13 protein-coding genes are annotated in these 15,397 nt (G+C 50.4%); all 13 read right to left on the reverse strand.

Annotation, left to right across the window (positions count from 1 at the left end; genetic code table 11):
• Positions 1 to 2,101: autotransporter outer membrane beta-barrel domain-containing protein (locus A7Z06_RS19805; RefSeq protein ID WP_105279560.1), on the reverse strand; the 2,101-nt coding region annotated here is incomplete at its 3' end.
• A 558-nt stretch (positions 2,102 to 2,659) separates the two neighbouring features.
• The gene (locus A7Z06_RS19810) at positions 2,660 to 3,772 is read right to left on the reverse strand and encodes an ATP-binding protein (RefSeq protein ID WP_000638287.1); all 1,113 of its coding nucleotides are present in this window, start codon (positions 3,770 to 3,772) and stop codon (positions 2,660 to 2,662) included.
• A complete protein-coding gene (locus tag A7Z06_RS19815) occupies positions 3,769 to 4,476 on the reverse strand; it encodes an RNA ligase family protein (RefSeq protein ID WP_001097120.1) in 708 nt (235 codons plus the stop codon). The genes A7Z06_RS19810 and A7Z06_RS19815 overlap by 4 nt, the downstream gene beginning before the upstream one ends.
• 257 nt (positions 4,477 to 4,733) lie before the next feature.
• Positions 4,734 to 6,272 carry a multidrug efflux MFS transporter permease subunit EmrB gene (gene emrB / locus A7Z06_RS19820; RefSeq protein ID WP_001516928.1) on the reverse strand — a complete coding sequence of 513 codons (1,539 nt, stop codon included), beginning with the start codon at positions 6,270 to 6,272 and terminating at the stop codon, positions 4,734 to 4,736.
• Between the two features lie 16 nt (positions 6,273 to 6,288).
• Positions 6,289 to 7,461, reverse strand: coding sequence for a multidrug efflux MFS transporter periplasmic adaptor subunit EmrA (gene emrA, locus A7Z06_RS19825; RefSeq protein WP_032226033.1), 1,173 nt, complete (start codon positions 7,459 to 7,461; stop codon positions 6,289 to 6,291).
• A gap of 126 nt (positions 7,462 to 7,587) precedes the next feature.
• Positions 7,588 to 8,118: a multidrug efflux transporter EmrAB transcriptional repressor EmrR gene (emrR, locus tag A7Z06_RS19830; protein WP_105279554.1), complete on the reverse strand. Its 531-nt coding sequence runs from the start codon at positions 8,116 to 8,118 to the stop codon at positions 7,588 to 7,590.
• 90 nt (positions 8,119 to 8,208) lie between these two features.
• Entirely contained in the window at positions 8,209 to 8,544 is a 336-nt protein-coding gene (ygaH, locus tag A7Z06_RS19835; protein ID WP_000119757.1) for an L-valine transporter subunit YgaH, read from the reverse strand.
• Positions 8,534 to 9,271, reverse strand: a complete 738-nt coding sequence (gene ygaZ, locus A7Z06_RS19840) for an L-valine exporter subunit YgaZ (RefSeq protein ID WP_000254578.1) — start codon at positions 9,269 to 9,271, stop codon at positions 8,534 to 8,536. Before ygaZ ends, ygaH begins: the two co-directional genes overlap by 11 nt.
• Before the next feature lie 123 nt (positions 9,272 to 9,394).
• Positions 9,395 to 10,579 (reverse strand): MFS transporter, encoded by a 1,185-nt coding sequence (locus tag A7Z06_RS19845; RefSeq protein ID WP_000165720.1) that lies wholly within the window; start codon positions 10,577 to 10,579, stop codon positions 9,395 to 9,397.
• Between the two features lie 188 nt (positions 10,580 to 10,767).
• Positions 10,768 to 11,760 carry a glycine betaine/L-proline ABC transporter substrate-binding protein ProX gene (gene proX, locus A7Z06_RS19850; RefSeq protein ID WP_001216525.1) on the reverse strand — a complete coding sequence of 331 codons (993 nt, stop codon included), beginning with the start codon at positions 11,758 to 11,760 and terminating at the stop codon, positions 10,768 to 10,770.
• Between the two features lie 57 nt (positions 11,761 to 11,817).
• Positions 11,818 to 12,882 (reverse strand): glycine betaine/L-proline ABC transporter permease ProW, encoded by a 1,065-nt coding sequence (gene proW, locus A7Z06_RS19855; RefSeq protein ID WP_000774961.1) that lies wholly within the window; start codon positions 12,880 to 12,882, stop codon positions 11,818 to 11,820.
• Positions 12,875 to 14,077, reverse strand: a complete 1,203-nt coding sequence (proV, locus tag A7Z06_RS19860) for a glycine betaine/L-proline ABC transporter ATP-binding protein ProV (protein WP_000985478.1) — start codon at positions 14,075 to 14,077, stop codon at positions 12,875 to 12,877. Before proV ends, proW begins: the two co-directional genes overlap by 8 nt.
• Positions 14,078 to 14,431: 354 nt before the next feature.
• Positions 14,432 to 15,391 (reverse strand): class 1b ribonucleoside-diphosphate reductase subunit beta, encoded by a 960-nt coding sequence (gene nrdF, locus A7Z06_RS19870; protein WP_000777983.1) that lies wholly within the window; start codon positions 15,389 to 15,391, stop codon positions 14,432 to 14,434.
• Positions 15,392 to 15,397 lie beyond the last annotated feature (6 nt).

Genomic DNA, 15,397 nt, shown 5'->3' on the forward strand with positions numbered 1-15,397 from the left:
ACTCGCCGGAGACGGTGTTATCAAACCAGTTATAGAGCAACCAGCTATCAACATAAGTTCCTGTTTTATCTGCTTCGTTAGCGTACCAGGTGCCATACATGCCCACACTGTAGCCGTCGATTTGCCCGCGTGAGTTGTAGCCGGTCAGGCTGGAATGTGTGTGGCTCTTGCTGTTGGCATAGCCAGCCATCAGGCCGAGATGCCAGCGATCGAGTGCGTTACTGCTCCATTGCGCAAGATCGCCGCCAAGTTGCAGAATATAACGGTTGCTCTGGGTGTTCAGTTCATCTGAGCGATCCTTAAAGCGGTTATGTCCGCCAATGTTACGTAACCACAGACTGGTCACTTTCTGCTCGCCGGTTAGCAGGTCGGTGTACTGTGTTTCCCCCAGACGGTCATGCAGCCGGGTATTAAACAGCGTATTTGCAGCCTGAATATTGGCCAGATAGCTACTAATCTCCGGGCGATACTGATGCTTTCTTTCTGGCAGTGGTTCTGGTGAAACGGGGGTATAAGGAGAAGCCGGTGTCGGTGTATCAGGTGGCTCTGGTGAATCAGGTATTACAGGGTCAACAGGTGGTATAAGTGGGGTTTCACTGGTTAAGTACCAGTTCTGATCGTCACTTTTCGTCACGTTATAATCATAGGCTCCGGCAACAATACGGCCTTCTTTACTAAACGTACCCTCTGATGCCCCCGTTATTTCAACAATGCGGATACCTTCAAGCGTATCGGCACCCTGACCACCGGCATTGTGAACACTCACACGGGTATGACCAGACGTGTTGCCTTTTACAATTAATTTATCGGTCGCGGAATTATCATCGCCGAGTTCGGTACGCATAACTAACAAACCGTTATTAGCGGTGTAATTGCCATTAATGGTGAGTGTGGCAGGCGTGAATTTGTCGCCATTTTTTGAGGACGATAGTGTTGCCGTACCCGCCAAATCCAGTGCATTTAAGGTTTGTGAAAAACCAGCTAAATCAATATTCCCTCCACTGGAGACGACATAACTGGAGTTTGGACTAAAGGTATCGTTGATACCGGCGCGCAGGGTGCCTTTACTAATATTCGTTTGGCCAGAATAGGTATTTGCGCCAGCCAACGTCGTGACTCCGGAACCTACCTGGTTAACCTCGCCTTTGCCAACGATATCTGCTGCCAGGATAAAATCTTCGCTGGAATGGTTGAAATTAATCTGGGCAGTACTGTCCCCGACCTCGCTTCCCATATGGATAATCGGCGTCTTAATTACCCCCGCTTTCTGCTCGGCTTCTCCCTGCGCTCCACCAATGTTTAGAATACCGGTGCTGGTTTCGTCCATTCCAAGCCAGATAAATTGATTCGCGTTAACCGTGGCATTATTACTCACGGTAAGAATACCCTTTGCTTCGTTCAGCAATGAGCCCAATCCCCCAAGGGAGATAAACTCATTCACGGCTAATGAAGAATTGTCACCATCAACCAGCGTTTCACCGTATCCCGTTCCCTGAAAATTCTCCATATTTCCATTAAAGCCAATGATCATATCTTTTGACGCTGTAAGACGACCGCCATGAGTGATTTCGAGTTTACCTGTCCCCTGATCGCCTACCATCACATACCGTGCGGCAACGGATGATCCCTCACCGTCAATAACGACTTGCCCCTGTGCCTGGTAATTAAATTCACCAATTCTGAATTCATTTAAATCGGTGATAGTACTACCGCTAAGTACCATTAAAGTTCCTGAACCGCCATTAGTTCCCAGGTAAATATCGCGTTCATTAGGCGATGCATGACTAAGCGTCAGATGAGTGTTATTTTCTAATTTTATTGTCCCTGACGTCGCATTACCGATTACGATTTTAGCAGTAGTCAGATCCCGCCCGTCTATATTCAACGTTCCTGCACTTGTTGCTCCAACATTAAGATACCGAAACTGGTCCCATACTGGTGAGTTATTTTCTGATGAAGATAAGGTTACGACATCATTATTATTGATTGTCACATCGCTGTTGATAGTGGCTGGTGGTGTCCATGCCTGAGAAATTGGTATTGATAGCACAGTTGAAATAGCTATTGCCAGCGTGGACAAGGGATGCTGTCTGATATTCATAAAGTTAATTTTCATCCTTATGATTTATTTTAAGATAAATAGCGAATCCACAGTAACTACGTAAAAAATTAGATTTTAAGGCCGCTGAATCAGGTTGCTGTTCTGTAAATGAAGGGTAGTGTGTGAGGCCAATAATTATAAATCAGTTTAATTTGTGATTAATTTGATATTAATTTGTTTTGATGGTTTAGGCATTAGGGTGAAAATAAGGTGCATAATTTTACTTAGCGGAAATTTTTAAATGTCTTAAGGCATAAAAATGAGCAAAGAAAAAGCAAAGGAAATCAATAAGATGTTTTTTCGGAATTTTGCGGGGTTAGTAACAGTAACTGATTAATTGCATGTTTATTGTTTGCACATCTTTTTAGATATAAAAAACACCAGGATTATTATCAAAAAATAATGTAAGTCTGGTTTCCATGCATGGGTTATATGCACGTAAATAATAAGATTAAATATTTCCTCATTAAGAAAAGTGCAAAAGTATTCTCTTCTCAGGCAATGTAAATCTGCCCGATACGATAAACGTATCGGGCAGGTGTTTAATTCTCCGGCTTTCTACCTGTCAGTCACCCGATATTCCACGCTATGCGCTTCATCAGGTTGTGGAACTTCCAGCCTTGAGGCCATCCGCATCACCACCGCTTCAGGAACGGCATACTCGCGTCTGGCATTTTGCTGCTTCCATTGCGACCACGGCACTTCCAGATAAACGATTTTTACTCGTGCGCCGTAAGCCGTAAACAGACTGATAAGCTGGCTACGCAGCTGGCGGGTAATGTTCGTTGCATTCCAGACAAACGACTTCTTTTGCCGAAGTCGCACGCGCGCCTCTTCTTTTGCCTGTTGCACAATACGCCCGGTGGCGGTTTTGTCGTCCGGGCTGGCATTGATTCGCCGCCGCATGTCATCAAGGCTGATAACATCCATTCCCTGGCACTGTTCACTGATATAGCGATCTTTGCCCATTCCCGGTAAGCCACACAGCAAAGTAACTTCAAAATGTTCAGCCTCCCAGGGAACAAAATCGGGAGAACTTTGTTCATGGGTCAGGTAATGCCAGCGTGCGGAATCAGAAACGAATGGGCGCGCTTTTCCCCAGCATTGTTGCTCATGGCAAAACAGCTCGAACAGATCGATGCGTTCCAGCATTGACTGCTTATCAGGGCAATGACGACCAAGCAGATCGGCACGGGCAAGCAGGGCGAGCAGACGCGTGTCGACGCGCATCGCAGCAGTGAGCAGTAAACGCTCCGGTTCCGGACGTTCCAGTAACCATAGCGGTAACCCATGCAGACGCACCAGTGCAACGATTTGCTCGCGCAGCACAAATGGCGTGGGGATATCGCGCCATAAAATTTGTCGGGCCGTCAGTTCGCCCCGACGAGCATGACCAGGCGACTGAATACGTCCGTTTTCCTGAACGGTAGTGCTGCGCTTTTCAACATCATGCAATAACGCCGCCGCCCATAAAACTTCCTGCTGTTGAGCGGGGAGTTGCTGGAATTCTGGCAGAGCAACGAGCGCGTTAAGCACCATTTCGGTATGCACGCCGACGTCACCTTCGCCATGATGCTCCGGGTCTTGCGGCGTGTGATGCATCTCCTCAACCCAGCTAAAACGCTGGCGAAGTGTCGACCAGCGTTTATCGTCGGTAAGTCGCCAAATCATGACTGTTCTCCATAAGCGAACTCATGTGCCATCCGCGCCCGACGCCAGTGGCGCTTCCAGTGTTCGCTGGTTTTGACATGATTTTTGCGCACGTACTTGAATACATTATGGGGAAAATCGGCAACGGGAAATGCGTCGCGATTTCGGCTGACAATGCCTTCCAGCGTACAGGGTTGCCCGGTTTGCGTATCCCAGGGATCGAACGCGCCGCGCTCACAGGTCAGCGCCAGAAAATCATGTTGCCAGCTTTTTTCATCTTTTCCCGGCTGCGGGCCGGAAATTTCCGGGACGCAGGGAAAATCAAACAAGGCGGCGTAAAACTGAACTTCTTCCCAGCTTAACCACATGTCCTGACAGCGAACGGCAAACAGATAAAAATCCTGCTCCAGTGCCCGGTATTCAATGGAGTGAACGGCATAAAGATTTTCGCCAAACAACTCCAGATCGCCGAGATCGTTTTTCAGTAGTTGCCAGCGTTGGCGAATCTTATAGCTCCATGCCGATTCCGTAGGGGCTGCATGGGAACGGGCAAACACGCCGAAGCGATTAAGACAGTTATTTTCGCCGTCGAGTTTTTCAGTATGTACCAGTTGCGAAATTGCCTGCATATCTTGCCAGTAACTGGCGTTAATGCGGTCATCGCTGGTGGTGCCAGGGGAGAAAGGGTAGTGCCAGGTTCTCCCGTATTTACGTTGGGTATTCATAATAATCCATTATTTGGTGTGTAATAAATGTACGCCCGCGAGGGTGCGAGTTTTGGGGTTAAAAGAAAAATGTAAGTATCACCCGCGAAAGCGAGGGCGAAGGGAAAAGAGAATTAACAACCTGAACGAATGTTCAGAACCGGTTAATGGTGAATGGAAGAGTGTGAGGCGGCGAGAAGATACACCGATTGAGTGGATAAAACAACCGTTTGCAGAATGAGCAAATAAAAAGGGAGCCGCAGCTCCCTTTGACAACATCAGTGCGCACCGCCTCCGCCGCCACCTGCGCCAAATGGCGGCCTGGCAAACCACACCAGCCCCAGCAGGACGAGGAATATTCCGGCTGACATCCAGAAGATCTCATTGGCGGAAATAATCAACCCCTGATTAGTGATCTGCTGGGCAATCCAGCCGGAAGCTTGCTGTTGCGTCATTCCCAGCCCTTCCAGTTGATGGTACATCGCCTGGGCGTTCGGGTTATACGGATTCACTGATTCGGTCAACTGCGCATGGTGCAGTGACTCGCGGTTAGTCCACATAGTCGTAGTGATTGATGTCCCGATAGACCCCGCCAGCGTTCGCGTAAAGTTGGAGAGACTCGACGCCGCCGCCAGTCGTTCCGGCGGCAAACCAGAGAGCGTAATGGTGGTCAGCGGCATAAAGAAGCAGGCCACCGCGAAGCCCTGGATAAACTGCGGCCAGGCCGATGCACCAAAATCCATACCCGGTTCAAAGGTATAAGCACGCCAGTAAAAGCAAACGGCATACATAATAAAGCTGAAGGTTACCAGCCGACGCATATCCAGTTTATGCGCAAAACGGCCGATAATTGGCGACAGGATCACCGGAATAATCCCTACCGGCGCAGATGCCAGCCCTGCCCAGGTTGCCGTGTAGCCGTAGACTTCCTGCAATAATTGCGGCAACAGAACAATTGCGCCGAAGTAGAGCATATACGCGAGGCTGATACACAAGCAGCCAATTGTGAAGTTGCGCGATTTAAACAGTGACAGGTCGACTATCGGGTTATCGTCGGTCAACTCCCAGACAATCAGGAAGCTGATAGCCACCACCGCCACCACGGTGAGGATGATAATTTCTTGCGATGAGAACCAGTCCAGCTCTTTACCCCGGTCGAGCATAATTTGCAGGCTACCGATACCAATCACCAGCAGCGCCAGCCCCACGGCATCAATTCGCCGCCTTTCTGTACGGGTTTCGCGTCCGCGCAGGGTTTGCAGTGTCATCAACACCACCGCCACGCCAATTGGCACGTTGATGAAGAATATCCAGCCCCAGTGGTAATTATCACTGATATAACCGCCGAGGATTGGGCCGCAAATTGGCGCGACAATCACCGTCATCGACCACAACGCCAGCGCGATCGAGCGTTTAGCTGGCGGGTAGTTATTCAGTAACAGACTTTGCGAAAGTGGGATCAACGGCCCGGCGACAATCCCCTGAATCACGCGGAAGAAGATCAGCATATTCAGACTACTGGAAACACCACACGCCCACGACGCAATGGCGAAGGCGATGGTTGACCAGAGGAACAGCTTCACTTCCCCGACGCGTTTTGCCAGCCAGCCGGTAAGCGGGATCGAGATGGCGTTTGCCACCCCGAAGGAGGTGATCACCCACGTTCCCTGGCTGAGCGATGAGCCCAGATTCCCGGCGATAGTGGGGATCGCCACGTTAGCAATGGTGGAGTCCAGCACCTGCATGAATGTCGCCAGTGACAGCGCAATCGTCATAATGACCAGTTGCGCGCCTTCCAGCGGTTTTTGCTGTTGCATCACACGCACCTCTGGATTAGCCAGCGTTAGCTTTTACGATATCGTCGATCAGTTTATTGACAGGTGCCAGGCTGATTTCACGCGCGGTACTTACCGCGACCGGCGTAGAACGTACTTTGTTTGCCAGTACCTGACCGTCACGGTTAGTGGTATTGACGCTCACCAGCGTGGACAAACCGATGCGCAGTGGGTATTGCTCCAGCTGTTTCTGATCCAGTTCAATACGAACAGGCAGACGCTGAACGACTTTGATCCAGTTACCGGTGGCATTTTGCGCCGGAAGCAGCGAGAACGCGCTACCTGTACCCATATCCAGACCGACCACTTTACCGGTGTATTTCACATCATCGCCGTAAATATCAGTGGTGATGGTGACCGGCTGACCGATACGCATATTGGCAATCTGCGTCTCTTTAAAGTTGGCATCCACCCACATATTGGTAGCCGGAACGACCGCCATCAGCGGCGTCGTTGGGCTAATTTGCGCACCAGGCTGAACGGCTCGGCGGGAGACATAGCCGGTCATTGGGCTGACAATACGGGTACGTTCCAGCGCCAGCCAGGCGTTACGTACTTCAGTAGCGGCCTGTTGCACGGCAGGCTGATCTTCCAGTTTAGTTCCCAGAATCATCGCCTGATTGGCATTGTATTGTTGAATGGCGACATCCAGTTGCGCCTGGGCGCTGGTGACGGCGTCGCGGGCGTGTTGCAGTTCTTCGCGACCAATCAGGTTGGCATTGCCCAGCGGCACACGGCGGTTGTAGTCGCTCTGTGCTTTAGCGAGGGCGATTTTTTGCACCTCAATATTCGCCTGCAACTGCTTGCTGTTAATCATCAGCTGGTGGGTTTGGCGAACGCTGGAAGCCAGTGCAGTTTTGGCTTTTTCAAACGCCTGGCGAGCATCTGTCGGGTCGAGAGTGACCAGCACATCGCCTTCTTTTACAAAATCGGTGTTATCGGCCCAGACTTTCGTCACGCTGCCAGACACCTGAGACATAATTTGAATCTGATTCCCTGCCACGTATGCGTCATCGGTCTCTTCAAAATGACGCAGTACCAAAAACCAATAAATTCCTATCGCTACGGCAATAATGATAAAGAGCAAGGTGAGAAGGAGGAGCAGACTCTTACGTTTGCCGCTCTTCTTTACCGGTTGCTGCGGGTTTTGAGTCTCCGCATTTGCGCTCATATTGTTCTCCACGATCTTCTTAACTCATCGGCTGAGCCGACCTGCTTGCCAAAAAGGCCAGCACGTTGCGATGCTGGCCGGTCAGTTTTTCTTTTATAAATCTGGATTTTTGAGCGAGATGACGCGTTAGCTCATCGCTTCGAGGATCATGCCGTCTTGTTCCATCTGGTCGAGACGGGAGAGCAACTTGCGGGTGATTTGCTCAAGCTGATCTTTTTCGCTAGTGCTGAGCGCGGACCAGAGTTGATGCAGGCAGTTATGCTGCGGCGGTAAAACCTCGCGCAAAAACTCGTGACCTTTTTCCGTTAATTGCAGATGCAGGCAGCGGCGATCGTTGTCGCTTTCACGACGCTCGATCCAACCGCGTTTTTCCAGTTCATCGGCAATACGCGTCGCATTGGTACGGGATGATCCAAGAGCACAACTTAATTCAGAAGGCTGAATACTGTGGTTTTCCTGAGACTCCAGCGTAATCAACGCCATAAACAACGTCTCGTTAATCCCCTGAGCCTTCAGCATTTTATTGCGGTTCTCCAGCAGCTTGCTCTGCATATGCATACAAAGACGGGTCAGAAGGATTTCCTGGTAAGGAAAATCTTCGTGGCGGCTGGCGCGAAATTTTAGCATTTGTTCAATGGGCGTAAACGAACTATCCATTTGGGTATGACCTCATTAATTTCAGCCGATATAGTAACGACAGTGACAAATAAAGTAAATGTATTGTTTTAGAAAATTGATTCTTGTGGGTTATATAATCGCCATCACTTTCCAGGCGAGCCCGTAGGCCAGCGCACTTAGCAGTGTAGGGACGATAATGCTGCGTGTTTTATAGAAACTGGCACCCAGTACCGCGAAGCCAACCAGTGTGGGCACGAAACGGCGTGTATCGTGCATCACTTCTGGTGCGGTAGAGACAACCAGCAGAGCACAAATCGAGGCTATGCCAATGGTGTCGAGCAAAATACCCACCGCACCACGTTTGGTCGGGCGGGCATTACCCACACGCAGGCGCAGCGGCAAATAGCGAAAGCAGTAATTAACCGCGCCAACCAGTAACCCAAGCAGCAGAACCTCATAGCTCATCGGGCGCTCCTTGCCAGAATGCCTGAATTAGCGCAGTGAGGCAGCCACAGACAATGCCTGCCAGAATGGCGACGGGAATAGAAAATAGCGTTACGCCCGCAAGGGCGCCGATTAACGCTGCGGTAACGCAAAGGGATTGTTTGCGCTGGAAAGAGGCGAGCAGAAAACTCATAAAGAGCGCCGGTAGCATAAAGCCTAATGCTGCTTCAACGGCTGGATAACCTTGCAGCAATCCGCTGCCAGAGAATGCCCCTATAACCGTACCAAATACCCACGATGACCATGAACTGAAGGCAATGCCAATCATCCAGTTCTCGCTCCAGCGGCGATTATTGCGTACCAGCTTTGCCGTTGCTGCGGCAAAAACTTCATCCGTCAGGCCAAACGCCCACAATGCAGTTTTCGATTTTTGCAAACGCTGAACAATGCGGCTACGCAACGATGGACCATACAGGATATGGCGAACATCCATTGCCATGACGGTCAGCGCAGCGACCCACAAACTACTCCCGGCTGCCAGCATCGTGGTAATGACGAACTGACTCGCGCCTGCATAAATGATGCAGGAGAAAAAAACGCTTTCGAGAGGAGAAAATCCCAGACGGGTCGCATTCAGACCGAAAGCAAAGGCCACCGGAATATAACTAATAACAATCGGTAAACTGTCTTTGCATCCTTCCATGAAGGTCGCCGAACCTGAAGCAGGCAGAGGAGTAGGGCTTACCATAGAGTGTACGCTTAACGACTGTTAAAATTATAAATGGACTGAATGAATATCTTAACCTTATCAGACTGATGGGCTTCTTAACACCCTTATAAGTGTAAAGCCACGAAAACGGTTGCTGATTGTCTAAATAGCGGCTTCCTGACGATGAAAACCTCGCCACCAGACCAACAGATTAACCAGGGCAATCGTCGCACCAGCCAGACAAACGCCAGCCCAACCGGCATGTTGCCAGGCAGAGGCCGAAATCAGTGAACCGGCGGCACCGCCAATAAAGTAACTGGTCATATAGCCTGCGGTCAGACGATTACGTGCATCAGGATAAATACGATAAATCACGGTTTGATTGGTGATATGCACGCCCTGTACGGTGAGATCCAGCACCAGGATGCCAATAATCAGCGCCAGCACGGAAGTGTGACCAAACCAGATCGCCAGCCATGAAAGCAACAGCAGCAGTAGGCCGAAAGTTGTTGTCAGGTGCGATTGACCCTTATCGGCAAAACCACCTGCCGGACGTGCGCCCAGCGCCCCAGCGGCTCCTGCAAGGCCAAACAGACCAATCGTTCCATCGCTGTAGTTAAAAGGCGGCGCGGCAAGCAAAAAGGCCATTGATGTCCACAGAATGCTGAAGTTAGCAAAGGTCAGACAGCCCAGTACCGCGCGGGTGCGCAGGATCTTATCGCTGATAAACATGCTGAAAACGGAACCTAACAACTGTGGGTAGTTGAGGTGCGTCTCCGATTTCATCTGCGGCAGGCCGCGCCATAACGCCAGCGCCATTAGCGCCATTAATACTGCTGCGACCCAGAAAACGGTGCGCCAGCCGCCGAGATTTGCCAGCAACCCGGCAACGGTACGCGCCAGCAAAATGCCTAGTAGCAGGCCGCTCATAATTGTGCCAACCACCTTGCCGCGTTTTTCCGGCGAGGCCAGTGTTGCCGCCAGCGGAACCAGAATTTGTGCCACGACCGAGAATAAACCCGTTAATGCCGTACCGAGGATCATCATCGCCAGTGACTGACTGCTGGCGGTAATCAACATACCGCCCGCTGCCAGTAAGGTCATCGAGACAATCAGGCGGCGGCGTTCAAACATATCACCGAGGGGAACAAGAAATAGCAGACCGGCGGCATAACCTAGCTGCGCGGCGGTGACAATAAAGCCCGCTGAACTGGCAGAAAGGGAAAAGTTACGCGCGATAGTGTCGAGCAATGGCTGAGCGTAATAGTTGCTGGCGACCGCCAGACCGGTGGCGATCGACATTAGCACGATCAGCGCCGGGCTAAGCTCGTGATTGGGTTTCGTCATTATTGTTTATCAGGTGATGATGAGTCTGAAAACCAATAATAGCGGATGTTGATGAATATGGGATGAAAGATAGATTGTTGAAATGTGCGGTGTGGTGTGTAGGCATGATAAGACGCGTCAGCGTCGCATCAGGCATTGTGTACAGAATGGCGGATGCGGCAAAAACGCCTTATCCGCCCGAATAAAAATTACTTCTGCGCTGCCAGCGCCTCATTTACCCAGCCATCGAACTGTTGCTGGTGGGCTTTGATCCAGCCATCAACGTGACCCTGAATATCGCCTTCTGAGGCTTTGCCGTCATGCATAATGGCGTTCTGGGCGTTAATGTCTGCCACCGGCAACTGCATAATGGCAAACAGTTTCGCTGCCGCCGGGTTTTTCTCAGCCCAGGCTTTGTTGGCAACGATATGCATGGTGCTGACCGGGAAGCCGTAATTTGCGCCATTCGGTAGTTTGGTATCGGCGTTTTTATCACCCGGCAGTGCGGAGAACGGCACCTGCAACCAGACGACATCTTTGCCCGGCTTCAGTTCGTTACTCACCCAGTACGGCGTCCAGGTGTAGTAAAACACCGGCTTGCCCTCTTTGTAACGACTGATGGTGTCAGCCATCATCGCCGCATAGTTACCCTGATTATGCGTCACGGTGTTAGTCAGTTCATACGCGGCAAGCTGGTGATTAATGGCACCTTCGCAGCCCCAGCCGGGGTTACAGCCGGTTAAATCCGCTTTGCCATCGCCGTTGGTATCAAATAGTTTGGCGATCTTCGGATCTTTCAATTGTGCGATGTTGGTGATTTTGTACTGGTCGGCGGTTTTTTTATCGATCAGGTAACCTTGCGCCGCGCCGTTAACAAATACCCCTTCACGATAAAATTTCTTATCGCCACCGGCTGCTTCGTACATGTTGTCATGCAGCGGCGTCCAGTTCACAGCGGTGAAGGTTGCATCGCCAGAAGCAAGCGAGGTGTAGCCAACGTTGTAATCCACTTCGCTGGGTTTATTGACGGTATAACCTAATTTCTCTAATGCACGACTGACCAGCAGCGTCTGGAAGGTTTCTTCAGTGATGGTGCTCTGGACTGGATTAACAGTAATGCCTTTGCCCGGCAGATCGGCAGCAAAAGTTTGTGTAGAGATAAGCGTGGCAAACGCTGTCGCAAAAAGTACGCTATGTCGCATTGTTATTCCTTTTTTTGGCAGGGTGATAATGCCCGGCGTCACCGGGCAAGTGCAGAGTTACTTAATGAATGGGCGGGTCAGCAGACCAACAGGGCCAGTGGTGTACCAGCGACGGTTGCCGCGACTGCGTGAGTCGCGCCCAACGGCCTGCGTCAGGCGATCGAGGATAATGGCGAGGATCACAATCCCGACGCCGCCAACGGTGGCAAGCCCCATATCCAGACGACCGATACCGCGAAGTACCATCTGACCCAGCCCGCCGACGGCAATCATCGAGGCAATGACCACCATTGAAAGAGCCAGCATCAGCGTCTGGTTAACGCCCGCCATAATGGTCGGCATCGCCAGCGGTAACTGAACTTTGAACAGCATCTGGCGCGGGCTGGCACCGAATGAGCGCGAGGCTTCAATCAGATCCGCCGGAACCTGGTTAATCCCCAGAATGGTCAGACGGATAATCGGCGGCAGAGCAAAGATGATAGTCACCACCACGCCCGGCACGTTACCGATACCAAACAGCATGACGATTGGCACCAGATAAACAAACGCTGGCGTGGTCTGCATGGCATCAAGCAGTGGACGAATAATTTTCGCCGCTCGCGGACTTCTCGCCAGCCAGATCCCCAACGGCAAACCGATGACGATACAGAACAGCAGGGCGGTTAATACCAGCGCCAGGGTGACCATTGCTTGCGACCATGCGCCAATCGCGCCGATAGCAATCAGTGAAACCAATGTCGCAACGCCCATACCGACGCCGGAAATCTGCCAGGCGATGAGAGCGAAAACGATAATCGCCACAGGTGCAGGCATACCCAGCAGCAATTGCTGGAAACCGTTGAGAATATAATCCACCGGAACGCGCACACCCTGAAAGACGGGACGGAAATGGGTAACGACCCAGTCGATCCCTTCAGTTACCCAACTGTCGAGTGGGATCAGCGTCTTGTGGAATGGATCGAGAATATTAAAATGCTCGACGTTTGGCGCAGGCGTACTGGACAGCCAGTCAGCGCCACCGCCGTCAGTCGGTGCAGCAGCCGGTGTACCCCAGGCGTCTGCGGATTGTGCGGCGCTGTCTGCCGCTGGTGTGGTATCCCACGGATTATTTTGATCAGCCATTGTTTACCCCCTCACGATCTAAAGCGCGCAGCAGCATTCCTTTCGAAATGATGCCGACATACTGTTGGTCCTCGTCGACCACGGGCACCGCACACGGCGCCTGTCCGACATGAGAGAGCAACTCGCTAAGAGGCGTCTGAGCATCGACCGCTAACGGCGCATCAATCAGCGCCGCATCAAGACCTTGCTGCTGCGTTAATGCTGCTTTTAACGAATCGATAGACACTGCGCCGACAAATTTATTACCGCGTTCGATGACGTAACCATATTCGCGGTCTTCATCCTGCAATAATTTCAGCGCCGAACGCGGGCCGAAGCCGGGTGTTTTACGAATTAAGCCATTAGGGCTGCGGCGGGCAATATCTTTTGCGCTGAACACCTGGCTAATATCGACGCCACGGAAGAAGGTACGGACATAATCATTCGCCGGATTATTGAGAATTTCATCCGGTGTACCGACCTGAACGACTTCACCATTTTGCATAATGGCAATTCTGTCGCCAATACGCATAGCTTCATCGAGATCGTGGGAAATAAATACAATGGTGCGCTGATGTTTCGCCTGTAATTTTACCAGCTCATCCTGCATCTCGGTGCGAATTAGTGGGTCGAGCGCCGAGAAGGCTTCATCCATTAATAAAATATCCGGATTGATGGCTAATGCGCGAGCCAATCCGACACGTTGGCGCATCCCGCCAGAAAGTTCGTCCGGATAACTGTGGGCATAATTTTCCAGCCCGACCTGACGCAGTGCATCAATGGCTTTTTCCCGGCGTTCTTCGGCATTAATTCCGGCCAATTCCATACCAAACGCAGTATTGTCCAGCACGGTCATATGTGGCATTAAGGCAAAGGACTGGAAGACCATCGCAATCTTTTTTCTGCGCACCTCACGGAGTTCGGCATCGGATATTTTGGCAATATCCACACCGTCAATCAGTACTTGTCCACGGGTGGGTTCAATCAGGCGATTGAGAAGGCGTACCATTGTGGATTTACCCGAACCGGATAATCCCATGATGACAAATATCTCGCCTTCTTCAATGGCCAGACTGGCGTCTTTTACGCCAAGCGATAGACCTGTTTTTTCCAGAATTTGTTCTTTTGAAAGTCCTTTTTCGATATATTTGAAAGCCCGTTGTGGATGCTCGCCAAATATTTTATAGAGATTTTTAATTTCTAATTTAATTGCCATGCAATAGAAAGATTCCTGTTATTTGTTTATGTCGATATATTACCCGATGGAAATAGTCACTTTTTTCTACCCTAACATACTGAGAATCTGAGGCAACCCCTGATGGCAAATGTGGCATGAATATTGATGTGAGCAAATTGCCGGAATTTCCCGTGATATAAGGGCTGAGAGCAAATCGAGAAAAGTTGATATTTTTTGTTATAGATAGCGGAAAAACGCCTGAATATTGTAGTTTCAGGCGAATAATGCAACAGAGTATCAGTGTAGATCACCACAAAATATCTGTGTGATAAAAAGCCATTTAATGAAAATTATTTCCCTGCTGCGGTTGGTGATATTTTTTAAATAACGGTGTCAGAAATTCCAGTCTTCGTCTTCTGTTTCGACCGCTTTTCCCATCACATAAGAGGAGCCAGAACCGGAAAAGAAATCGTGATTTTCATCGGCATTCGGCGAAAGCGCGGCGAGGATTGCCGGATTCACTTCCGCCATTTCTGCCGGGAAAAGCGGTTCGTACCCCAGATTCATCAACGCTTTATTGGCGTTGTAGCAGAGAAACGCTTTTACATCGTCAGCCCACGAGGTTTCGGCGTACAGCTCATCGGTGTATTGCAGTTCGTTGTCGTAGAGTTCCAGCAACAAATCGAAGGCAAAATTCTTTAACTCTTCGCGTTGTGCCTGGGAGATTTTTTCCAGGTTTTTCTGATATTTATAACCGATGTAATAACCGTGCACTGCTTCATCGCGGATAATCAGACGGATCAGGTCGGCGGTATTGGTCAGCTTACCGCGACTGGAAAAATACATCGGCAGCCAGAAGCCAGAGTAGAACAAAAATGATTCCAGAAAGACACTGGCGATTTTCTTTTTCAGCGGATTATCGCCGCGATAATGTTGCTGAATAATCTGTGCTTTTCGCTGCAACGGCGCGTTTTCTTCACTCCAGGCGTAGGCGGCATCGACATCTTTTGTCTGGCACAGCGTCGAGAAAATCGAACTGTAAGAGCGGGCATGAACCGCTTCCATAAAGCTGATATTTGATAATACCGCCTCTTCATGGGGCGTGATCGCATCGGGCATCAGCGAAGGTGCGCCGATAACATTTTGTAGCGTGTCGAGTAGCGTCAGGCCAGTAAAAACACGCATCGTCAGTTGTTGCTCTACGGCGCTTAATGTCTGCCAGGCGGGGATATCGTTCGACAGTGGCACTTTTTCCGGTAGCCAGAAATTACTGGTCAGGCGATTCCACACCTCCAGATCTTTATCGTCAGTAATCTTGTTCCAGTTGATGGCGCTGATACGTGAGAGTTTCATAGATAT

Source organism: Escherichia sp. MOD1-EC6819, from assembly GCF_002965765.1.
GTDB lineage: Bacteria > Pseudomonadota > Gammaproteobacteria > Enterobacterales > Enterobacteriaceae > Escherichia > Escherichia ruysiae.

What these genes read in the sequence shown, in the direction of transcription:
- proW (WP_000774961.1), bottom strand. Translation starts at nt 12,882, where the DNA reads ATGGCTGATCAAAATAATCCGTGGGATACCACACCAGCGGCAGACAGC.
- emrR (WP_105279554.1), bottom strand. Translation starts at nt 8,118, where the DNA reads ATGGATAGTTCGTTTACGCCCATTGAACAAATGCTAAAATTTCGCGCC.
- ygaH (WP_000119757.1), bottom strand. Translation starts at nt 8,544, where the DNA reads ATGAGCTATGAGGTTCTGCTGCTTGGGTTACTGGTTGGCGCGGTTAAT.
- A7Z06_RS19845 (WP_000165720.1), bottom strand. Translation starts at nt 10,579, where the DNA reads ATGACGAAACCCAATCACGAGCTTAGCCCGGCGCTGATCGTGCTAATG.
- proV (WP_000985478.1), bottom strand. Translation starts at nt 14,077, where the DNA reads ATGGCAATTAAATTAGAAATTAAAAATCTCTATAAAATATTTGGCGAG.
- ygaZ (WP_000254578.1), bottom strand. Translation starts at nt 9,271, where the DNA reads ATGGTAAGCCCTACTCCTCTGCCTGCTTCAGGTTCGGCGACCTTCATG.
- emrA (WP_032226033.1), bottom strand. Translation starts at nt 7,461, where the DNA reads ATGAGCGCAAATGCGGAGACTCAAAACCCGCAGCAACCGGTAAAGAAG.
- nrdF (WP_000777983.1), bottom strand. Translation starts at nt 15,391, where the DNA reads ATGAAACTCTCACGTATCAGCGCCATCAACTGGAACAAGATTACTGAC.
- A7Z06_RS19810 (WP_000638287.1), bottom strand. Translation starts at nt 3,772, where the DNA reads ATGATTTGGCGACTTACCGACGATAAACGCTGGTCGACACTTCGCCAG.
- proX (WP_001216525.1), bottom strand. Translation starts at nt 11,760, where the DNA reads ATGCGACATAGCGTACTTTTTGCGACAGCGTTTGCCACGCTTATCTCT.
- A7Z06_RS19815 (WP_001097120.1), bottom strand. Translation starts at nt 4,476, where the DNA reads ATGAATACCCAACGTAAATACGGGAGAACCTGGCACTACCCTTTCTCC.
- emrB (WP_001516928.1), bottom strand. Translation starts at nt 6,272, where the DNA reads ATGCAACAGCAAAAACCGCTGGAAGGCGCGCAACTGGTCATTATGACG.